This is a genomic window from Bradyrhizobium sp. LA2.1 (assembly GCF_040547725.1).
Lineage (GTDB): Bacteria > Pseudomonadota > Alphaproteobacteria > Rhizobiales > Xanthobacteraceae > Bradyrhizobium > Bradyrhizobium barranii.
Genome location: NZ_JBEPQI010000007.1, coordinates 31543 through 52752, shown reverse-complemented (window position 1 = coordinate 52752; position 21210 = coordinate 31543). Strand labels below are relative to the sequence as shown.

General features: G+C 63.3%; 20 protein-coding genes and 1 tRNA gene. 18 read left to right on the top strand and 3 right to left on the bottom strand.

Annotated features, from left to right (window positions below):
* Nucleotides 1–15 precede the first annotated feature (15 nt).
* The 8 genes from glyA to ABIB95_RS14990 all read left to right on the top strand — a co-directional run bounded on the left by glyA (nt 16) and on the right by ABIB95_RS14990 (nt 8274).
* Complete coding sequence (gene glyA, locus ABIB95_RS15025) at nt 16–1314, top strand: serine hydroxymethyltransferase (protein ID WP_028152497.1); 1299 nt, start codon at nt 16–18, stop codon at nt 1312–1314.
* A 16-nt stretch (nt 1315–1330) separates the two neighbouring features.
* Nucleotides 1331–1813: a transcriptional regulator NrdR gene (gene nrdR / locus ABIB95_RS15020; RefSeq protein WP_007603426.1), complete on the top strand. Its 483-nt coding sequence runs from the start codon at nt 1331–1333 to the stop codon at nt 1811–1813.
* A complete protein-coding gene (ribD, locus tag ABIB95_RS15015; protein WP_354240316.1) occupies nt 1810–2958 on the top strand; it encodes a bifunctional diaminohydroxyphosphoribosylaminopyrimidine deaminase/5-amino-6-(5-phosphoribosylamino)uracil reductase RibD in 1149 nt (382 codons plus the stop codon). Before nrdR ends, ribD begins: the two co-directional genes overlap by 4 nt.
* Nucleotides 2958–3566: a riboflavin synthase gene (locus tag ABIB95_RS15010; RefSeq protein WP_085399860.1), complete on the top strand. Its 609-nt coding sequence runs from the start codon at nt 2958–2960 to the stop codon at nt 3564–3566. The genes ribD and ABIB95_RS15010 overlap by 1 nt, the downstream gene beginning before the upstream one ends.
* Before the next feature lie 184 nt (nt 3567–3750).
* Nucleotides 3751–4242 carry a 6,7-dimethyl-8-ribityllumazine synthase gene (ribH, locus tag ABIB95_RS15005; RefSeq protein ID WP_063982854.1) on the top strand — a complete coding sequence of 164 codons (492 nt, stop codon included), beginning with the start codon at nt 3751–3753 and terminating at the stop codon, nt 4240–4242.
* 2 nt (nt 4243–4244) lie between these two features.
* Nucleotides 4245–4742 carry a transcription antitermination factor NusB gene (nusB, locus tag ABIB95_RS15000; RefSeq protein WP_354240314.1) on the top strand — a complete coding sequence of 166 codons (498 nt, stop codon included), beginning with the start codon at nt 4245–4247 and terminating at the stop codon, nt 4740–4742.
* Between the two features lie 175 nt (nt 4743–4917).
* Nucleotides 4918–5916: a thiamine-phosphate kinase gene (thiL, locus tag ABIB95_RS14995; RefSeq protein ID WP_354240312.1), complete on the top strand. Its 999-nt coding sequence runs from the start codon at nt 4918–4920 to the stop codon at nt 5914–5916.
* A 237-nt stretch (nt 5917–6153) separates the two neighbouring features.
* The gene (locus ABIB95_RS14990; protein ID WP_063982858.1) at nt 6154–8274 is read left to right on the top strand and encodes a sodium-translocating pyrophosphatase; all 2121 of its coding nucleotides are present in this window, start codon (nt 6154–6156) and stop codon (nt 8272–8274) included.
* 168 nt (nt 8275–8442) lie between these two features.
* On the opposite strand, the gene ABIB95_RS14985 is transcribed toward ABIB95_RS14990, so the two are convergent.
* Entirely contained in the window at nt 8443–9444 is a 1002-nt protein-coding gene (locus tag ABIB95_RS14985; protein WP_354240310.1) for a Bug family tripartite tricarboxylate transporter substrate binding protein, read from the bottom strand.
* A 117-nt stretch (nt 9445–9561) separates the two neighbouring features.
* On the bottom strand, nt 9562–10047 hold the full coding sequence (locus tag ABIB95_RS14980; protein ID WP_354240308.1) for an outer membrane protein assembly factor BamE: 486 nt from the start codon (nt 10045–10047) through the stop codon (nt 9562–9564).
* Nucleotides 10048–10145: 98 nt separating this feature from the next.
* Between ABIB95_RS14980 and ABIB95_RS14975 the strand changes: the two genes are divergently transcribed.
* The 9 genes from ABIB95_RS14975 (at nt 10146) to ABIB95_RS14935 (ending at nt 18293) form a co-directional block, all read left to right on the top strand.
* Nucleotides 10146–10727 (top strand): ubiquinol-cytochrome C chaperone family protein, encoded by a 582-nt coding sequence (locus ABIB95_RS14975; RefSeq protein ID WP_354240306.1) that lies wholly within the window; start codon nt 10146–10148, stop codon nt 10725–10727.
* On the top strand, nt 10724–11293 hold the full coding sequence (locus ABIB95_RS14970) for a YceD family protein (RefSeq protein WP_354240304.1): 570 nt from the start codon (nt 10724–10726) through the stop codon (nt 11291–11293). The genes ABIB95_RS14975 and ABIB95_RS14970 overlap by 4 nt, the downstream gene beginning before the upstream one ends.
* Nucleotides 11294–11591: 298 nt before the next feature.
* The gene (gene plsX, locus ABIB95_RS14965) at nt 11592–12653 is read left to right on the top strand and encodes a phosphate acyltransferase PlsX (RefSeq protein ID WP_063982863.1); all 1062 of its coding nucleotides are present in this window, start codon (nt 11592–11594) and stop codon (nt 12651–12653) included.
* Entirely contained in the window at nt 12650–13630 is a 981-nt protein-coding gene (locus ABIB95_RS14960; protein ID WP_354240302.1) for a beta-ketoacyl-ACP synthase III, read from the top strand. The genes plsX and ABIB95_RS14960 overlap by 4 nt, the downstream gene beginning before the upstream one ends.
* Before the next feature lie 134 nt (nt 13631–13764).
* Entirely contained in the window at nt 13765–14106 is a 342-nt protein-coding gene (locus ABIB95_RS14955; RefSeq protein ID WP_028152484.1) for an integration host factor subunit alpha, read from the top strand.
* 24 nt (nt 14107–14130) lie between these two features.
* A complete protein-coding gene (locus ABIB95_RS14950; RefSeq protein WP_071913245.1) occupies nt 14131–14715 on the top strand; it encodes a MerR family transcriptional regulator in 585 nt (194 codons plus the stop codon).
* Between the two features lie 110 nt (nt 14716–14825).
* Nucleotides 14826–14903, top strand: a tRNA-Pro gene (locus ABIB95_RS14945).
* 247 nt (nt 14904–15150) lie between these two features.
* The gene (locus ABIB95_RS14940; protein ID WP_354116163.1) at nt 15151–15357 is read left to right on the top strand and encodes a helix-turn-helix transcriptional regulator; all 207 of its coding nucleotides are present in this window, start codon (nt 15151–15153) and stop codon (nt 15355–15357) included.
* A gap of 437 nt (nt 15358–15794) precedes the next feature.
* Nucleotides 15795–18293, top strand: a complete 2499-nt coding sequence (locus tag ABIB95_RS14935) for a DNA-primase RepB domain-containing protein (RefSeq protein ID WP_354240299.1) — start codon at nt 15795–15797, stop codon at nt 18291–18293.
* 928 nt (nt 18294–19221) lie between these two features.
* On the opposite strand, the gene ABIB95_RS14930 is transcribed toward ABIB95_RS14935, so the two are convergent.
* The gene (locus tag ABIB95_RS14930) at nt 19222–19413 is read right to left on the bottom strand and encodes a CsbD family protein (protein WP_354116161.1); all 192 of its coding nucleotides are present in this window, start codon (nt 19411–19413) and stop codon (nt 19222–19224) included.
* 646 nt (nt 19414–20059) lie between these two features.
* Between ABIB95_RS14930 and ABIB95_RS14925 the strand changes: the two genes are divergently transcribed.
* A complete protein-coding gene (locus ABIB95_RS14925) occupies nt 20060–20533 on the top strand; it encodes a Phasin protein (RefSeq protein WP_354116160.1) in 474 nt (157 codons plus the stop codon).
* Nucleotides 20534–21210: the final 677 nt, after the last annotated feature.

Here is a 21210-nt window from a genome sequence, read left to right as displayed (position 1 = left end):
GGAGATATTCGCAAGATGACCTCAGCCAGAACCGCCTCCGCGCCCGACTCGTTTTTCACCGCCTCGCTCGACCAGGCCGACCCGGAAATCGCCGCCGCCATCAAGGGCGAGCTCGGCCGGCAGCGCCATGAGGTCGAGCTGATCGCCTCCGAGAACATCGTCAGCCGTGCCGTGCTGGAAGCGCAGGGTTCGGTGATGACCAACAAGTACGCAGAGGGTTATCCGGGCGCGCGCTACTATGGCGGTTGTGAGTGGGTCGACGTCGCCGAGAACCTCGCGATCGATCGCGCCAAGAAGCTGTTCGGCGCCAACTTCGCCAACGTGCAGCCGAACTCCGGCAGCCAGATGAACCAGGCGGTGTTCCTGGCGCTGCTGCAGCCCGGCGACACCTTCATGGGCCTCGACCTCGCGGCCGGCGGCCATCTCACCCACGGCTCGCCCGTCAATATGAGCGGCAAGTGGTTCAAGGCCGCGCACTACACCGTGCGCCGCGAGGACCAGATCATCGACATGGACGCGGTCGCCAAGCAGGCCGAAGAGGTCAAGCCCAAGCTGATCGTCGCCGGCGGCTCGGCCTATTCGCGCGCCTGGGACTTCAAGCGTTTCCGCGAGATCGCGGACAGCGTCGGCGCGTACCTCCTGGTCGACATGGCGCACTTCGCCGGTCTCGTCGCCGGCGGCGTGCATGCCTCGCCCGTGCCGTATGCCCACGTCACCACCACGACGACTCACAAGTCGCTGCGCGGTCCGCGCGGTGGCCTGATCCTCTCGAACGACGAGGCGCTCGCCAAGAAGCTCAACTCGGCGATCTTCCCGGGCCTGCAGGGTGGGCCCCTGATGCATGTGATCGCGGCGAAGGCGGTCGCCTTTGGCGAAGCGCTGCGTCCGGACTTCAAGATCTATGCGAAGAACGTCGTCGAGAACGCCAAGGCGCTGGCCGAGGCGATGAAGAGCCACGGGTTCGATATTGTCTCCGGCGGCACCGATAACCATCTGATGCTGGTCGACCTCAGGCCGAAGGGCCTGAAGGGCAACGTCTCGGAGAAGGCGCTGGTCCGCGCCGCCATCACCTGCAACAAGAACGGCATTCCGTTCGACCCCGAAAAACCCTTCGTTACCTCGGGCCTGCGTCTCGGCACCCCGGCGGCGACGACCCGCGGTTTCGGCGTCGCCGAGTTCCAGCAGGTCGGCGGCATGATCGCCGAGGTCCTCAACGCGATCGCGCAGTCCGACGACGGCAAGGCGCCGCTGGTCGAAGCCGCGATCAAGGAGCGGGTCAAGGCGCTCACCGATCGGTTCCCGATCTATCAGTAAAGCCTAGGGTAAACGGATGCGCTGCCCGAACTGCAACAGTCTCGATACGCAGGTAAAGGACTCGCGTCCGACCGAGGATTCTTCCGTGATTCGCAGGCGGCGCGTGTGCGTCGCCTGCAATTTCCGCTTCACCACTTTCGAGCGCGTGCAGTTGCGCGAGCTCACGGTGATCAAGCGCAACGGCCGCCGCGTGCCGTTCGACCGCGACAAGCTGATGCGCTCGGTGTCGATCTCCTTGCGCAAGCGGCAGGTCGAGCCGGAGCGGGTCGAGAAGATGGTCTCCACCATCGTCCGTGAGCTCGAGACCGGTGGCGAGGCCGAGATCTCCTCCGAGGTGATCGGCGAGACCGTGATGGAGCATCTGCGCACGCTCGACGACGTCGCCTATGTGCGCTTTGCCTCGGTCTATCGCAATTTCCGCGAGGCCAAGGATTTCGCCGATGTGCTCGGCGAGCTCTCCGGTGAGGAGGAAGCGCGGCTCGCCGCGATCCGCAAATGATCTTCCGGATCCTGGAGGATCAGTTCGCGCAGAAGGCCCGCGAGTCCAAGGACGCCGATCGCCGCTTCATGCAGCTTGCGCTGGCGCTGGGCAAGCGCGGGCAGGGGCGCACATGGCCCAATCCTGCCGTGGGCGCTGTCATCGTGAAGGACGGGGTCATCATCGGCCGCGGCTGGACGCAGCCAGGCGGGCGGCCGCATGGCGAGCCCGAAGCGCTGCGGCGGGCCGGCGAGGCCGCGCGAGGCGCCACGCTCTATGTCACGCTGGAGCCGTGCTCGCATTTCGGCAAGTCGCCGCCTTGCGCAGACGCGGTGATCGGCGCCGGCATCACGCGGGTGGTCGCGGCGATCGAGGATCCCAATCCGGAAGTCGCGGGCCAGGGTCATGCGCGCTTGCGCGCCGCCGGCATCACGGTGGATGTGGGTCTGTGCGCGGCGGAGGCCGCGTTCGACCATGCCGGGCATTTTCGCCGCATCCGTGACAAGCGCCCGCACGTGATCCTGAAGCTCGCGGTCTCGCCTGACGGCAAGATCGGTGCGGCTGGCGGCAAGCCGCTTGCAATCACTGGCGAGGCCGTGCGCAATCGCGTGCATCTGCTCCGCGCCCAGAGCGACGCCATCCTGGTCGGCATCGGCACGGTGCTGGCGGATGATCCGCAGCTCAACTGTCGCCTGCCGGGTATGGAAGCGCGTTCTCCCATACGCGTCGTGCTCGACCAGAATCTGCGCATTTCGGCCGCGAGCCAGCTTGGTCGTTCCGCGCGGGAGACGCCGCTCTGGGTGATCGGCTCGGAGCTTGCGGAAGCCGCCGCCGCCACGCGGCTTGGAGCGGCCGGCGCTCAGATCATCCGCGTACCGCCAGGAAACGCTTCCGGGCTTGATCTTTCGGCCGTGCTGCATGTGCTGGCGGAGAAAGGCATCACGCGGCTGATGGTCGAGGGCGGCAGCCGTGTCGCGGCGTCCTTCGTCGCGGCCGACCTCGCCGACGAGATCTGGCTGTTCCGCGGAGCGGAAGAGGTCGGCCCGGGCGGCGTCGATGCGCTCGATGCATTGCCCCTGTCGAAAATCACGCAGTCGCAGGCCTATAAGGTTCATGCTAGCGAGACATTCGGCAAGGATACTCTCACCATCTACGAGCGCGCGTAATGTTCACTGGCATTGTCACCGATATCGGCGAGATCGTCGGCTTCACGCCAACAGCGCAGGGCCAGTTGCACAGGCTGCGCATCGCTTGCCGCTACGATCAGACCACCATCGCCGACGGCGCCTCGATCGCCTGCAACGGCGTCTGCCTGACGGTGGTTGCTTCCGGCGTCGAAGGCGGCAGAACCTGGTTCGACGTCGATGCCGCCGCCGAGACGCTGGCGCTGACAACTGCAAAGCACTGGAAGGTCGGAACGAGGCTCAATCTCGAGCGCGCGCTCAAGATCGGCGACGAGCTCGGCGGCCATATCGTCGCCGGCCATGCCGACGGTGTCGCCACCCTCGTCAGTCGCGAGGACCTGCCCGACATGGCGCGGTTCGAGCTCTCGACCACGCGGGAGCTCGCGCGCTTCATCGCCACCAAGGGCTCGATCACGCTCGACGGCGTGTCGCTGACGGTCAATACGGTGAGAGACGTGACCTTTTCGGTGCTGATCATTCCGCATACCCTGACGGTCACGACGATCGGCGGCTGGAAAGCGGGCGCCGAGGTCAATATCGAGGTCGACCTGATGGCCCGCTATGCCGCGCGGCTGACGGAAATGAAGTGACGGCGGAGCCGTCATTCCGGGATGGTCCGAAGGACCAGACCACAGGTGCGCAATGGCGCACCGGGGAATCTCGAGATTCCGGGCTCGATGCTTCGCATCGCCCCGGAATGACAGTGTCTTTGAACTTGGCTTACATGCGTCCGGCGACTACATAGCGCCGACCTCTGTAGAACGGATTTAGACGATGGCAGACGCGCGACGCGCACCCCTGAAGGACCAGACCGACATTTCCGGCGCACGCGCGCTGATTGTCGAGGCGCGGTTCTATGACGATCTCCAGGATGCGCTTCTGGACGGCGCGGTGACCGAGCTGAAGGCGGCTGGTCTGACGCATGACGTCATCACGGTTCCCGGCGCGCTGGAAATCCCGGCGGCGGTCGCCATCGCGATCGATGCCGCGGCGGCGAACGGCAAGCCCTATGACGCGGTGATCGCGCTCGGCTGCGTGATCCGTGGCGACACCATCCATTTCGAGATCGTCTCGCAGGAATCCTCGCGCGCGCTGATGGATCTTGCGGTTTTGCGAAAGCTGCCGCTGGGCAACGGCATCCTCACCGTCAACACCGAGGCGCAGGCCTGGGCGCGGGCGCGCGCCAGCGAGCTCAACAAGGGCGGCGATGCCGCGCGCGCCGCGCTTGCAATGCTGCGCATCAAGCGCCGGCTGGCGCGGGCTTGATCATGGCCGATCACAGCAAAAAGCCGCTGGCTGGCACCGAGAAGAAAGCGAACCGGCGCGGTGCGGCGCGGCTCGCGGCCGTGCAGGCGCTGTATCAGATGGACATCGCCGGCGCCGGCATCAACGACATCTTTGCCGAGTTCGAGAGCCACTGGCTCGGCAACGAGGTCGAGGGCGATACTTACCTGCCGGCGGAAGCGGCCTTCTTTCGCGACGTGGTCTCCGGCGTCGTGCGCGACCAGAAGATGCTCGATCCCCTGATCGACGAGGCGCTGTCGAAGGGCTGGCCGCTGAAGCGGATCGAGGCCATCCTGCGCGCGGTGCTGCGGGCAGGGGCCTATGAGCTCCAGCATCGCAAGGACGTGCCGGGCCGCGTCGTCGTGTCAGAATATGTCGACGTTGCGAATGCCTTCGTCGACCGCGAGGAGACCGGCATGGTCAACGCCGTGCTCGACCAGATCGGCCGCCAGTTCCGCGGCGATGAGTTCGGGCGGGGGTAGTTATCCACGAGGGCGGTGAAGAGATGCGATGCGGCTGCCCCATACTCCGCTGTCATCACCCGCGAAGGCGGGTGATCCAGTACGCCGCGGCGGTCGTAATTCATCACTGCCGTCTCGGCGTACTGGATCGCCCGGTCAAGCCGGGCGATGACAGCATTGGGTGTGGCTAAGGCCGATGGCAGACTCTCAAAACCCCTCCGCCGAAGACTCCCTCATCGCGCGCTATTTTAAGCCGCTGGCGACTGACCCCGGTGCGTTCGGGCTGGTCGATGATGCCGCGGTGTTGTCCCCGTCCGGCGACGACATCGTGGTCACCACCGATGCCGTCGTCGAGGGCGTGCATTATCTTGCAACCGATCCGCCCGACACCATCGCGCGCAAGGCGCTGCGGGTGAACCTGTCCGATCTCGCCGCCAAGGGCGCGGCGCCCGCCGGCTTCGTGCTGACGCTGGCGCTGCGCAGCCGGGAGGATGCCTGGCTCAGGCCGTTCGCGGACGCGCTCGGCGAGGACAGCAGGACCTTCGTGTGCCCGCTGCTCGGCGGCGACACGGTGTCGACGCCGGGGCCGCAGATGATCTCGATCACCGCCTTCGGCCGCGTGCCGAAGGGGCGGATGGTCGGCCGTACCGGCGCGCGGCCGGGCGACCGCATCCTGGTGACGGGAACGATCGGCGATGCCGCGCTCGGCCTCGACCTGCTCACAGGCGGCGCCGCAGCCGGGGCGCTCGCGTCCGAACCGCAAGCGAGGGAAATGCTGGTCTCGCGCTATCGCATCCCGCAGCCGCGCAATGTGCTGGCGCAGGCCGTGCGTGACCACGCGACGGCCGCGATGGATGTCTCCGACGGGCTCGCCGGCGATCTGACGAAACTCTGTGCGGCGTCCGGCGTCTCGGCCACGGTGAACGTGGCGAGCATACCCCTGTCACCCGCTGCAGCCGGCCTGATCGCGTGCAATGCTATTTGTGTTGAGACGCTGCTTGCCGGCGGCGACGATTACGAGGTGCTGTGCACGGTACCGCCAGCCGAGAGCGATGCGCTGATCTCCGCGGGGCGGGCGGCAGGCGTGGCCGTCACAGCAATCGGCACGATCGTCGCGGGCCGCGAGCAGCCGCGCTTCCTGGACGGGCAGGGTCAGGAACTGACCTTGAAGCGCCTGTCCTACAGCCACTTCTAGGAATTGCGCCAAAGCGGCGGCCAAGCACTCGGGATTAGGTCTAAATACTTGCCGAGATCGGCTTTTTCGGCCTCATCCGGCGTTGCACCCTCAATTTGATTTTGGCAAGCTTGTGACCGACCAGGGCCACACCTTCGTGCAAGGGGCGGCCCTGTTCAACATAAGGGCGCCAACCGCATGACGGAAAAACAAAAGGCGCCGGGGGTACGTACATCAAGGATCTGAGGCAAAAATCACATGACAGCATTATGGTTGATAGTGCTCTGCGGAGTGCTTTCCATCGTCTACGCGATCTGGGCGACGTCTTCGGTGTTGAGTGCGGATGCGGGGTCACCGCGCATGCAGGAAATTGCAGGCGCAGTCGCTGAAGGCGCACAGGCGTATCTGCGGCGCCAGTATACGACGATCGGTATTGTCGGCGTCGTCATCTTCGTCCTGCTTGTCTATTTCCTTGGTCTCTACGTCGGCATCGGCTTCTTGATCGGCGCCGTCCTGTCGGGGGCGGCCGGCTTCATCGGCATGAACGTCTCGGTTCGCGCCAATGTGCGCACCGCCCAGGCAGCGACCACGTCGCTTGCCGGCGGCCTCGAGCTCGCCTTCAAGGCAGGCGCCATCACGGGCATGCTGGTGGCGGGTCTCGCGCTGCTCGGCGTGACCCTCTATTTCGGCTTCCTGGTGCACTCGCTGAAACTGGCGCCTGATAGCCGTCTCGTGGTCGACGCCCTGGTGGCGCTCGGCTTCGGTGCCTCGCTGATCTCGATCTTCGCCCGTCTCGGCGGCGGCATCTTCACCAAGGGTGCGGACGTCGGGGGCGACCTCGTCGGCAAGGTCGAGGCCGGCATCCCCGAGGACGATCCGCGCAACCCGGCCACCATTGCCGACAACGTCGGTGACAACGTGGGCGACTGCGCCGGCATGGCTGCCGACCTGTTCGAGACCTATGCGGTGACTGCGGTCGCCACCATGGTGCTCGCGGCGATCTTCTTCGCCAAGACGCCGATCCTCATGAACATGATGACGCTGCCGCTCGCCATCGGCGGCATCTGCATCATCACCTCGATCATCGGCACCTTCTTCGTGAAGCTCGGGCCGAGCCAGTCGATCATGGGCGCGCTCTACAAGGGCCTGATCGCAACCGGCATCCTGTCGCTGATCGGCATCGCCGGCGTGATCTACTATCTGATCGGCTTCGGCAAGCTCGACGGCGTCGACTACACCGGCATGTCGCTGTTCCAATGCGGCATCGTCGGCCTCGTCGTCACCGCGCTGATCATCTGGATCACCGAATACTACACCGGCACCGACTATCGGCCGGTGAAGTCGATCGCCCAGGCGTCGGTGACCGGTCACGGCACCAACGTGATCCAGGGTCTCGCCGTCTCGATGGAAGCGACCGCGCTGCCCGCGATCGTCATCATCGCCGGCATCCTGGTCACCTACAGCCTGGCGGGCCTGTTCGGCATCGCGATCGCGACGGCCACCATGCTGGCGCTGGCCGGCATGGTCGTCGCCCTCGACGCCTTCGGCCCGGTCACCGACAACGCCGGCGGCATCGCCGAGATGGCGGGCCTGCCGAAGGAGGTGCGCAAGTCGACCGACGCGCTCGATGCGGTCGGCAACACCACCAAGGCGGTGACGAAGGGCTACGCGATCGGTTCCGCCGGTCTCGGTGCCCTCGTGCTGTTTGCGGCCTACAACCAGGACCTCAAGTTCTTCGTTGCGGACTCCGCGCACCATCCGTACTTCGCAGGCGTCAATCCGGACTTCTCGCTCAACAATCCCTACGTGGTTGTCGGCCTGCTGTTCGGCGGCTTGTTGCCGTATCTGTTCGGCGCGATGGGCATGACGGCTGTGGGCCGCGCGGCGAGTGCGATCGTCGAGGAGGTGCGCCGGCAGTTCCGCGAGAAGCCGGGCATCATGCAGGGCACCGACAAGCCGGACTACGGCAGGGCGGTCGACCTGCTGACCAAAGCGGCGATCAAGGAGATGATCATCCCCTCGCTGCTGCCGGTGCTGTCGCCGATCTTCGTCTACTTCGTGATCTATGCGATCGCGGGTGGCGGCCCGGCCGGCAAGTCGGCTGCGTTCTCCGCGGTGGGCGCGATGTTGCTCGGCGTGATCGTGACGGGCCTGTTCGTCGCGATCTCCATGACCTCGGGCGGCGGTGCCTGGGACAACGCCAAGAAGTACATCGAGGACGGTCACTTCGGCGGCAAGGGCAGTGATGCCCACAAGTCGGCGGTGACCGGCGACACCGTCGGCGATCCCTACAAGGACACGGCGGGACCGGCCGTGAACCCGATGATCAAGATCACCAACATCGTGGCCTTGCTGCTGCTGGCGATCCTCGCGCACTGAACGGCGCAAGCGACACATGACAAAACCCCGCGGCGCGAGCCGCGGGGTTTTTGTTTGATGGGCTGGAGGCTCTCACCACGTCATTGCGAGCGTAGCGAAGCAATCCAGAATCTTCCCGCGGCGAAAGTCTGGATTGCTTCGCTGCGCTCGCAATGACGGATGTGGTGCCTACTGCACGTCCATCTGCAGGCCTTCCTTCTGGATGATGCCGGCGAACTTCTTCGTCTCGGCGTCCACGAAGTCGGCGAACTGCTGCGGCGTGCCGTAGTCGGCGCGGGCGCCCATGGCGGAGATGTTTTTCTTGATGTCGTCGCGCTCCAGCATCGCCTTGACCTGAAGATTGAGCGCTTCCAGCACGGCGGGCTGCACACCCTTCGGCAGGAACACCGAGAACCACGACGACACGTCGAAATTGGCCAGCTCCGGCGCGCTCTCGCGCATGGTCGGCAGGTTCGGCGCGAGGTCGCTGCGGTCGGTCGTGGTGACGCAGAGGCCGGTGAGGGTGCCGTTCTGCACCTGCGGCAGGCTCGGATAGAGATTGTCGAACAGGATCTGGATGTCGCCGGCCAGCGCGGCCTGGAGCGCGGGGCCCGCGCCGCGGAACGGGATGTGCGTCATCTTCAGTCCGGTGAGCTGGAGGAACCAGGCGCCGGTGAGGTGAGGGCTCTGTCCGACGCCGGACGAGGCGTAGCTGAGCTTGTCCGGGTTGGTCTTCAGATATGCGATCAGCTCGGCGACCGACTTGATGCCGGTCTTCGGATGCGCCGAGACGATGTTCGGGATCCGGATCATGTTGGAGACCGGCTGGAGCTGGTCCGGCTTGTAGGTGAGGTTCTTGAAGATGCTGTAGGCGATCGCGTTCGGCCCGGGGTTGCCGATCAGGATGGTGTGGCCGTCAGCCTTGGCGCGGACGGCCTCGGCCGTGCCGATCGTACCGCCGCCGCCGGAGCGGTTCTCCACGACCGCCGACTGGCCCCAGGCGGTCTGCAGATGCGCGGCCAGGAGCCGGCCCATGACGTCGGTCGAGCCACCGGCCGCAGCCGGCACGATGATGCGGACGTTTTCGGTGGGCTTCCAGTCCGCCAGGCTCGATCGCGGCAGGATCGCTGCGGCCGAGAGGCCGGCAGCACCGGCGAGCACGCGACGGCGGGACAACAAAGTCTTGGGCACGAATCCACTCCCTGCTTCTTGTTTTGCAGGGAGCGTATGGAACCGGGCGCGCAACGGCAAGCCGCACGCGACGGCAAGCGCCGCGCGGAGGGCGGCACGACGCCGCAGGCTGAAGACTCAGTTAAAGCTGAGCAGCTTGAACAGCGGCGTGAGGTAGTTCATCTCCTGACCCGACGTCGCCGTGGTCCGGCTGATGAAGTCGAAGATCTTGCCGTCCTGAAGGCCGTAATTCGCCAGCCTGCGCACGCGCCGGTTCTTGTCGAAATAGACCGCGATGACGCGCTGGTCGACCACCTTCTGGTTCATGAAGGCGACCATCCGCTCCGAGCGCTGCGAGATGTAGTAAAACACCTCGCCGTCGAGGGTTGCGACCGTGGAGGGGGTGCCCATCACGATCAGCACCTGGTCCTGGCTCGCGCCGATCGGAATCTGCTCCAGCGCGCCGGGCGGCAGGATGTAACCCTTCTGGAACTGCTCGCCGGTGCAGCCGGCAAGGGCGGCGCCGACCAGGGCGACGGCCGCGAGCATGCGCAAACCGCGCCAGCGTGCATGAAGGCCGCGCGGCTTGTTGGCGCGCAGGCTGGTCTGGTTCGTTGTCGTCATCGTGGAACTGATTCCGTCCCCTTGCGTCGCGCGAGGCGCTGAAGTACCGGGCGGAGACTGCAATTGCAACACGCGCACGCCCGCTTGCGGAACCCACAATGGTTTGGCCGTTCAATCACTTCAGGAAACCCCGGCAAGCCCCGCGCGGCACCATTGAAGCCATCTATGGCATGATCGTGACGCAGGCGCGAGAACCCATATTTTACCGCGACTTGGGCGTGCCCGATACGGTTAACGGGCGTTTCGACCTGTTGCTGCTGCATCTCTGGCTGCTGCTGCGACGCCTGCGCACGGTCCAGGGCGTCAACCAAGGCGCCAACCAGGGCCAAGGCGCCAATGAGCTGTCGCAGGCGCTGTTCGACCGCTTCTGCGAGGACATGGACGACAATCTGCGCGAGATGGGGATAGGCGACCAGACCGTGCCGAAGCGGATGCGGGCCTTCGGCGAGGCGTTTTACGGCCGCGTTCAGGCCTATGACCAGGCCATCGAAGGCGGCGGCGAGGCGCTGGCAGCCGCCATCTGCAAGAATATCCTGAATGGGACCGGCATGGACCAGGCGCGGCGGCTCGCGGCCTACGCCCGGGCCACCGAGGCCGATCTCGGCCGGACCGACGAGGCCACGCTGCTGCGCGCGTCTTTCAAGTATCCCCCAGCGCTCACTGAGGACATCACGCGATGAGCCGACCGAACGCCGAATCCAGACCCGATCCCTGGCGGTCCCCCGTCATCGTCGCGCAGATCCCCGACACCGGCCTGCACCGCAAGCTCGAGGCTTCAGCCGCCGAACTGCAGGCCATCGCCGAGGTCGGCGGCTTGCGGGAGGTGCTCTCCGCCCAGGCTGCTTTCGACGTCGTGCCCAAGAGCGGCGGCCGGATCCAGGTTACGGGGCACGTCCGTGCCCGGATCGGCCAGATCTGCGTCGTCACCCTCGATCCGATCGAGAGCGAGATCGAGGAGGAGGTCGACCTGGTGTTTGCCCCGGAAGCCGAGGTTCGGAAGATGGCCGACCTGATCGAGGAGGGGCAGGACGACGCGGAGCCGCCGGAAGTGATCGATCCGCCGGAGGCAATCGTGAACGGCATCATCGATCTCGGCCGGATTGCCACCGATGCCCTGTTCCTGGCGGTTGATCCCTATCCGCGCAAGCCGGGCGTCAAGTTCGAGGCCGAGGTCACCGCGCTGGACCCCGAGGACCATCCGTTCGCGGCGCTGAAGGCGCTCCAGGACAAGAAGAAAGGCAAATAGCTGGGCATTCCCGGGGGGGATCGCTTCGCGAGGTGCGTAAGCCGCCTGTCCGAATGGTTTGATGGGCGCCCATATCTATTTGATTTTAATATGCTTATCGTGAATCTTCGCCGCCGCCCGCGGATCGCCCCGAATGCAAAAGGCTGGGGGCAAGAGGTTGTTTCGGGATAACAAAACGCTATTGTCGCGCCCCGGTCCGGGCGCCGCGTGGCGCCTGACCGGTCGCCATGTCCATGGCGGACCCATTTTGCGGCACCGCTCGTTCAAGACCGCACCAGACCAGGTTTCCAGGACTTTTATGCCAAGCAAGGTTCGCATCGCGCTTGACGCCATGGGGGGCGACGTCGGCGCCGCCGTGGTCATTCCAGGCGCCGCCATCTCGCTTCACAGGCATCGCGAGATCGAATTCCTGCTGGTCGGGGACCGCGCCAAGATCGAGCCCGAGCTCGAGAAGCATCCCGCCCTCAAGGCCGCTTCGAAGATCATCCATACCGACGTCGCCGTCGCCATGCATGATAAGCCGAGCCAGGCGCTGCGGCGCGGCCGCAAGACCTCCTCGATGTGGCTCGCCATCGACGCGGTGAAGAAGGGCGAGGCGGATGTCGTGATCTCCGCCGGGAATACCGGCGCGCTGATGGCGATGTCGCGCTTCCACCTGCGCACGCTGCCGGGCATCGACCGCCCGGCGATTGCCGGGGTATGGCCGACCAAGCGCGGCGAATCGGTCGTGCTCGACCTCGGTGCCGCCATCGGTGGCGACGCACACCATCTGGTGTCGCTCGCCGTCATGGGCGCCGCGATGGCGAGCGTCCTGTTCGACAAGCCCCGGCCCACGGTCGGCCTGCTCAATATCGGGACCGAGGAGATCAAGGGGCACGAGGAGATCCGCGAGGCCGGGGACAGGCTGCGTGCGGTGAACCTGCCGGAGCTCGATTATCTCGGCTTCGTCGAGGGGGATGGTATCGGCAAGGGACTGGCCGACGTCATCGTCACCGAAGGCTTCAGCGGCAATATCGCGCTCAAGGCCGCCGAGGGAACCGCACGGCAGATGGCGGAATTACTCCGCAACGAGATGCAGCGGAGCTGGCTGTCCAAGCTCGGCTACCTCTTGGCGCGCAGCGCCTTCAAGGCCCTGCGGGACAAGATGGACCCGAACAAGTCCAACGGCGGCGTGTTCCTTGGATTGAACGGGATCGTGGTCAAGAGCCATGGTGGAATCAGCTCCGAAGGCTTTGCCTATGCGATCGATGTTGGCTATGAGATGGCTCACTACGATCTCCTGAACAAGATCAATCAGATGCTCAACCGCGAGGGTGGTGCACTTAGTTCCGTGCAGACCGCGCAGGAGGCTGTTTCGTGACTCAAATTCGTTCGGTCGTGCTGGGCTGCGGCTCTTATTTGCCGGAGCAGGTGGTGACCAACGCCCAGCTGGCGGCGCGCATCGACACGTCCGACGAATGGATCGTGCAGCGTACCGGCATTCGCGAGCGGCATATCGCGGCCGAGGGCGAGTTCACCTCGCATCTGGCGATCAAGGCGGCGCAGGCTGCGCTCAGCGACGCCGGCGTGGACGCGCAGTCGATCGAGCTGATCGTGCTGGCGACCTCGACGCCTGACAACACCTTCCCCGCAACCGCGGTCGCGGTGCAGCACGCGCTCGGCATCAACCATGGCGCGGCGTTCGATCTCCAGGCGGTGTGCTCGGGCTTCGTGTTCGCGCTCGCTACCGCCGACAATTTCCTGCGCACCGGCGCCTTCAAGCGCGCGCTGGTGATCGGCGCCGAGACCTTCTCGCGCATCCTCGACTGGAACGACCGCGGCACCTGCGTGCTGTTCGGCGACGGTGCCGGCGCCGTGGTGCTGGAGGCACAGGAGCAGCCGGGCAAGGCCGCGACCGACCGGGGCGTCGTGACCACTCACCTGCGCTCCGACGGCCGCCACAAGGCAAAGCTGTTCGTCGACGGCGGTCCGTCCTCGACCCAGACCGTCGGCCATCTGCGCATGGAGGGCCGCGAGGTCTTCAAGCACGCGGTCGGCATGATCACCGACGTGATCGTCGACGCCTTCCAGACCAGCGGGCTCAATGCCGACAGCATCGACTGGTTCGTGCCGCACCAGGCCAACAAGCGAATCATCGACGCCTCCGCCCACAAGCTCCACATCGCGCCGGAGAAGGTGGTGCTGACGGTGGACCGCCACGGCAACACCTCGGCGGCCTCGATCCCGCTGGCGCTGTCGGTGGCGCGCAAGGACGGCCGTATCAAGCGGGGCGACATGGTTCTGCTGGAGGCGATGGGCGGCGGGTTCACCTGGGGCTCCGCGCTGGTGCGCTGGTAGCGCCACATTCGATAAAATTTTGCCGGAATTAGCCGCCATTATCGATGCGCCTGCATTGATGAGCGCTGTTGACCGGCGTATCGTAACCTCATAATTTCAGACAACAATTGTTCGCCGTGATGTGGGGCAGGGCGATGACCGACCAAAGCAAAACCGTAACGCGTGTTGATCTCTGCGAGGCCGTCTACCAGAAGGTGGGCCTGTCGCGCACGGAATCGTCTGCGTTCGTGGAACTCGTCCTGAAGGAGATCACCGACTGCCTGGAGAAGGGCGAGACGGTGAAATTGTCCTCTTTCGGCTCCTTCATGGTCCGCAAGAAGGGTCAGCGTATCGGCCGTAACCCGAAGACCGGCACCGAGGTGCCGATCTCGCCGCGCCGCGTCATGGTGTTCAAGCCGTCGGCGATCCTGAAGCAGCGGATCAACACCCAGCATCGCGGCAATGGCGACGCCAGCAAGGCTCAACCCGAGGCGTAACCGCCTGCGCGAAGGATTAGGCATTTGGACAAGGCGCCGGATGCGTTCCGAACCATCAGCGAAGTAGCGCAGGAACTCGACATTCCGCAGCACGTGCTGCGGTTCTGGGAGACCCGATTCTCCCAGATCAAGCCGATGAAGCGCAGCGGCGGCCGCCGCTATTACCGCCCCGACGACGTCGATCTGCTCAAGGGCATCCGCCGCCTGCTCTACGGGGAGGGCTACACCATCCGCGGGGTGCAGCGGATCCTCAAGGAGCACGGCGTCAAGTCGGTGCAGGGCCTCGCCGACGGCGCGGCCGCGGTCTCGTTCGGGGCCATTGAGGATGCCATCGGCGCCAGCCTGATGGAGCCCGACGACGACGACGAGGCGCCCATCAAGGGCGTCACGGATGCCGACGAAGACGACTACCAGGGCGACGAGGAGGAAGGCATCGACTTCCGCTTCACGGAGGTCGACGACGAGGACATCCTCACCACCTTCCGCAAGGGCGGCACTCCCGCCGCACCTGCCGGGCCCAGCGCCATCGACCGGGAGCGGCTCGGACGGGTGCTCGCTGACCTCGTCGCGTGCCGGGAGATGCTGGATCAGGCGCTGAAGGACGGCTAGGGCGCTTTTCGCGAGCTTTGCCGGCAGTTCCGGGGGCTGTGGGCGCGGACGCCAAAATGCTGTGACCTCGCCTTGCGCAAAGCGGCGATCCTAGCTAATGGAACGACGTTCGGAGCGTGGCGCAGCCCGGTTAGCGCACTAGTCTGGGAGACTAGGGGTCGGAGGTTCAAATCCTCTCGCTCCGACCAATAAATTCAAGGACTTAGCCGGAAGTCTGAAGAGCTGGCTAAAAGATTTTTAGCCACTATGTAGCCAGCGCCTACCTTCCATGTGTGGGATGGCCCGCGATTGACATCCTCGCCGAAGAGGCGGCAAAAGCCCCAGTCGCAATAACGTTTTGTTTCAAAGCGATTGCACTTACGGTTTGTGCCCTCTTTGTTCGAATTTGATTTGATATCCATTTGTGCTTCCAACGCCAACACACGGAGGCAACTAGTGGCGAACATCAGGGTTCGGGAAGCGGCCGAATATCTCGGCCTTTCGAAATCCTTTCTGGATAAAGCACGCTGCTACGGGACCAGCGGTCCCGCGTTCATGCGTTTCGGCAAAGCCGTAGTCTATTCCACCGAAGCACTCGACGAATGGGCGCGGACCTGCACCGTCGCCAACGACAATTCAAAGAGCGGCACCCAAGCCGCCTAAAGCACGACTGACGCTTCAGCCAGGTGCACCGCTCCAAAAGGAGCACCCCCGCTATTTTTTCGCACCCGGCCCTTGGCAGGCGAGGAGCTACATCAGATTTTTCTGGCGTGCCCGCTTGGCGACGGGCCACCAACGACAAGAGCGCACCGGCCTCGGCCGTGGCGAGATACACACCCCACCCCAATCGGGGAATCCCTTGAAAATCCTATCAATCCGTCCCAGCCCTCCGGGCGAGGGAAAGACGTTGGCTCGCTTCGACTTAGAGCTGACGCCCGAATTGCGAATGTACGATCTCAGGCTTGTTCAGACCGAGAGCGGACGACGCCTCACGTATTCACAGAACGCTGCCGGACGTCGGACAGCAACTTTCGTCGGCGCGTTGGCCGATCAAATTACACAACTTGCCAGTAATGCTTTTGATGGGGGCTTGAACGCCGATGACCGCACTTCACGCAGCTAAGAACGATTACCTCGACCCGATCCGCACGCACTGCGAGATGCTCCACGGACTGGCCCAAGGCATTGACGGGGTGCTGGTAGTTTCGGCCTACAACGTTGCGGGCGGCAAGGGCACGATAACGCACCATCGGCCGGGCGACATTGACGGCATGGTGGCCGCCATCGCCGCTCATAGCGATACGAGCGGAACCAACGTCTACGTTGGTCTGCACCTCATGAGGCGCGGCCTGCTGCGCGGCAAACGCGGGACAAAGGAAGACGTCCTTGCCGTGCTCGGCCTTGTCGCCGATATGGATAGCGACACCGGTAAAACGGGCAAACTGCCGTTTGAGCCCAGCTTCACCATTGAGACATCGCCCGGCAATCAGCAACCAGTGTGGATATTCGACAAGCCGCTTACCGTTGCCGAGGCTGCACCGCTGGCGGCTGCATTGAAGCGTGCAACCGGTTCCGATCATGGTACCGCCGACGTTGACCACGTTTGGCGCATTCCCGGCACGAACAATTGGCCGAATAGAGCGAAGTTGGAGCGCGGCCGCTCGCCTGACCCAGCATCGGTGCATTACCTGCAAGCGTGGGACGGCGACCTGATCAGCGTTGATGCATTCCGCCAGGCGTTGGCGCCGTGGGCATCGGCACCTGCGAGCGAGGCGAAGCCGGTTCAACTCGGCGAACTGCCGGACGTTAACGGGATCACTGTGTCTGACAAGCTGGCTGCCATGCTTGCGGCCAACGATGTTGGCGACCGCTCTGATTACGCGGCGGCAGTCGTCGAGAAGATGGCCTTTTATGGCCACAGCGCAGAGGAGGCGGCGTCATTGTTCATGTCGGCGCCGGGTAACTGGTTTGCCCGCTACCCGAATGAGGCTGCAGCAGTCCGGGACTTCGAGCGCATGTGGGGCAAGGACCGTGCCCGGCGCGATGTGTGGAGTCAATGGATGAAGGTCGCCAGCGACCTGACAGCGATGCTGCTCGTCTCCTTCGCAAACGACAACGCTTCCGGTGCAACCCAGCGCCGTGAACACGCCAAGAAGCTCACCGGCCACATCAAGGTCGCGCTCAGCGGCCTGCTGCCGCCGCACGTAAAGGATGCCCCAGAGGAGTTCGCGGTCGACGCTGACGCCGTAGAGCGGATCGTCGGCGGCACATTCTGGGATGCGAAGGGCTCAAAGCTCTACATGGTCAACCCCGGGGATCAGAGCCTCGTGCTTTGCTCTATTGCCGACGCGAAGACCTTCATCAAAAGATCACATGGATATCCGGTTGACGTTGAGGCGGCCGGGAGTGTGCTTGCCCAGTGGCTGCCCATCGATCCCAAGACAGATCCGATATCGGCCGGCATCAAGCAGGTGTCTGCTATCGTTCACAAACATATCCTGGACCATCTGAAGTACCACAACCAGCGCAGCAGCATTGAATACCGCGTCGATATGTTCGCGGATACGGCTCGTGTCGAGCTTCTTGAGAACAGGGCGCGCGTCGTGCTTACGCATAAGCGCCTGACGGAGAGTCGCGCCGACGGCACGGAGATTGTCGGGGACTACAAGCAGCACTTTCCAGAGTTGGATGCCGTCATCGAGTTCATTGTGGCGGCGCGCTTCGCGGGAGATCGCAAAAAAGCCTACCTCTGGCTTCTGGCGGATTCCGATTGGGGCAAGGGCTTCCTTCTTGGCGTTTTGCGCGAGCTTGGGATCTCGGTGGAGATGAGCGTGCGCGAGATCGAAGCCTTCTTCGAGGGCAAGCCTGTCGGAAGGTCGCCGACCGACTTTACGCGCGCCTTCGTTTTGTCGGTCGATGAGTTCAAGGCCGTAAAAAGCGAGATCAAGCAACTGCAAAGCACGATCCCGCTGGCGCCAAAATTTCAGATGACTTCTGAAGTTGAGGTATTCGCAAAGCTGTTCACGTCGGCAGAGCAAGTGCGTTCGCTGGTCGGTGAACATGGCGTTGAGGATCAGTTTGCAAACCGCTTCAGCCTGATTGAGAAGAGCGGTAGCATTGAGGATCGGGACATCTTCAGCCGCGATAAAGACCGCTATCACCGAGTTGTCACGGCGTACGTCGCGCGCGAACTAAACTGCCTGATTGACACCTACATCCAACTCGGACGCGATTCTGCGCAGAAGCGTGGCCGCGACGTGCTCGACGCGTTTATCGGAGAGCACGGCATTGCGCGGTCTCATGGCCGGGTGTCTGAGGCCGGCGACGACATTGCGGCGGACTTCATTGCATGGGTCCGCGAGCGAGAGCAACGGAAGAGCGAGGTGCTTTTTCGGAAGCATGCCGGATCGACCTACCTGCCCGCAGCGGGCGCGCTGTTCTCCGAATACGTCAAGGAACGGGTTGATCCCAGCGAGCGAGCAACGATCAGCAAGAAGGTCGGCACTATCCTCAAGTCGATTTGCCCCGACCGGAAAGGGAGTGCTGTGCATCGAATTCCAGAGCGGACCCGCGCCATCAGGCTCAAGCTTGGTCTTTAGCGGTCTGTATGCTCGCAACGGGGCGCAACGGGGGCGCAACGGGCAGCCGCAACGGGTCAAGTCATTGATTTTAAAAGGTGCAACACCCGCAACGGCCTTTTTCAATATTAGGGGAATCTGGGGGTAAATAATGATCGATAAATGGGGGAATCGCGAAAGTGCCCGTTGCGCCCGTTGCGCCCGTTGCACCATAGCAAAATCAATGACTTTGGGCGTTGCGCCAGCCCGTTGCGCAGGGCGTTGCGGGGGGCCGAATGACACCCGCAAACGACAACCATCCACGCACGCCAGCGCAGCACCGACACATCCTGGCGAAGCAAGCAACCACGGGCGAGCGCGCGTATCAGGGAGGCGCTTGGCCTCAGGGCCAGCGTCTACACAAGGCTGGCAAGCTTGTGCGAGTGGACATGGGAATGGTTGCGGTGGAGTCGCTGTTGGAGGCTGGCCTCGGCGATCTGCTACCGTGGCTGGCTGCATAGGGGGGGCGACTCAATCTCTCACACCATCGGTCTTAACTTCCGGCCGCACATTCGCGCGCTACATCCCGCAGATTTCGAGGAAAATTTTGGCCTTTGTTACCTTTCGAAAACCTGCGGGATGACGCGTGCAACTTGGCGAGCGGTAGGTGGGGGCGACCGCGTCAGAGCCTGAACCACCCCCTGGAGCGGTCCTTTCCCTTGGAGCAAGGCACCAAACAAACCAGTGGCAGAATTCTAGTCCGAGTTTTGATATCAAAAAGAGTCGGTGCGTTTGGCATTCGGCGCCACTAACCACTAGCCCGATCGAGCCGCACAAGCGGCCAGATCTGACCAGCTCATCACAGGAGGGCGCATTGACGCTAGCACTGGCGTTTCTAACCATGTGACCGAATCTCAGATAAAGAAAAGCCGCCCGAAGCCGGGCGGCCAGTTCTTAGTTGTCCAACTGCTTACTTCTTTAGGGCATCCGCCGCATCGCGCGCGGCATCTTTTACGTCGCCTGCGGCATTGTGTGCTGAGCCCTTGGCTTTATCCATCTTGCCTTCGGCTTGCATGCTCTTATCACCAGTGAGCTTACCGGCGCCTTCTTTGATGGCACCCTTTGCTTTGTCAGCGGCACCTTTCACGTGTTCGCGATCCATACCGTATCCTTCCCTGTGACATTAGGCACGACAACGGCTCGCTCGTTTGGCCGTTCCTATGGAACTAAAGGTGTGGTTCCGCTAGGTGCCTCAGCTGAAGAAACTGCGGAGTGTTGTAAGAAGTCGCTGTTCGTGCGGGCGGTCTTGACTCAGGTGATCCTCGCTGAGGCCACAACTCGTCGGAACTGCAAAGCCTGTAGAAGGTCAGTCTGGAAGACGTAGCCTAGCGCCGCACAGCGAGCAGGTTCGAAGGGCCACTTGCAGCGCCGGACGCTCTCAACCATGGCAAATTGAGCATGTTCGAATCCTAAGCCGAAGGCTGCGAATTCCTATTCCTCGATGGCGGGCTGGGTTCCCCGTAGGTTTGACATACCCGCTCTTTGACGAAACCGTACACCCAGCCCAACCTGTTGGTGCAGAGCGGCTCAACGGCGGCTGAGAGTTTTGGACGTCGTGCCCCTGCCAGTGCCGGTCACGCAAACATACCGGCAAGCGGGCGAGTCATTTTGCGGGACGAATCTTCGTCAGACGTGACATTCACATTGCGGCGGTGGGCTTGCTCTATCGAGGTGGCCTTCGGAACGTTGCACTGCACAGCATGTTGACGTCTCGCCGAGGGGGCGACCAACCATCCTTGGAGTGCCAAATGAGCAAGCGTAAACCAGCGACGTCAAAGCATACCCGCGGCCCGAAAACAGTCGCGAAGGCCCAACGGTCTGCTCAGGCTATTGTCAGAAGCCCGAAAACGAGTGCTTCGCCTTCCATTGCCGCAGACGCGAACCAACCTCCTGCAAAGCGTCCTCAGGTGTCCCAAGAAGACACCCTCGTTGAAAATCCGCCGCCGCCTTGTGTTGAGACCGCCTTCCAGGAGACAGAGAACGATTCAAGGAAAGAGATTGATTTTTTGTCGTCGGCCAGCGCAAACATGCGGGCTTATCAAGCGATGCTACTGGAAATGGCACAAGCCAACATGCAACTTGCGATCGAATACGCCCAAAGGCTGGCAACAATTAGGTCGCCCCTTGACCTTCCCGGCCTAGTTGCAGAGTTCACTAGCAAGCGGATCGCAATGTTCCGGAAGCATTCGGCAGAGATGGTCAAATTAGGTACTAAGCGATGACCTTCTAAGACCAAAGATCTAACCCCGTCCTTCTTAGGCCGAAGACTTATTGGATTGCGTGGCTCACTCCTTAGCTTTTACGCGCATAAACCGAGTGCAGTACCCGTAACCCACTGATCATTCGCTCGCTAGCCGACGATCCGCGTGCTCTGCACGCGTTGTTGGCGTCGCGCTCGGTTAGAGTCCGCACGTTTCCAGCCTGAATAGCTAGCTTTCTTGCCGCCTTCCATACCGCCAAAGATTCGACCAGACCATCAATCATGCTCGCTAGTGTCAGTCGATATCCGTATGCAAAGGCAGGGACCGACGGCAACTTTTCCTTGTTCAAGCGGCGACCAAGCGGCGATGCGCAGACGCAATATCCCGCTGAGGTCGTAAGCAGAAGCTCGGGGAGGGGTGGGTCAGATCCTTCCGACCTACGCCACTAGCAACCGGCCGCCCCGGAAAATTCGCGCATCCACAATTCAGAATATGGGGTATCTTAGGTTGTGCTGCATATTAACGCGCGAGCTGCGCGCAAATGTGCCGAGATCAGCGCTCGGTATTCGAATAATAGTTCCTTCATGAGGCCGCTAGCAATCGATCCGATCGGCTCGGAGCGGTCTCCGATCGATCTCCGCGGAGGACATCGGCGCGTTGCTTGACGGTGTCGCGAGGAGACGTTAGCGGCCGCTGGC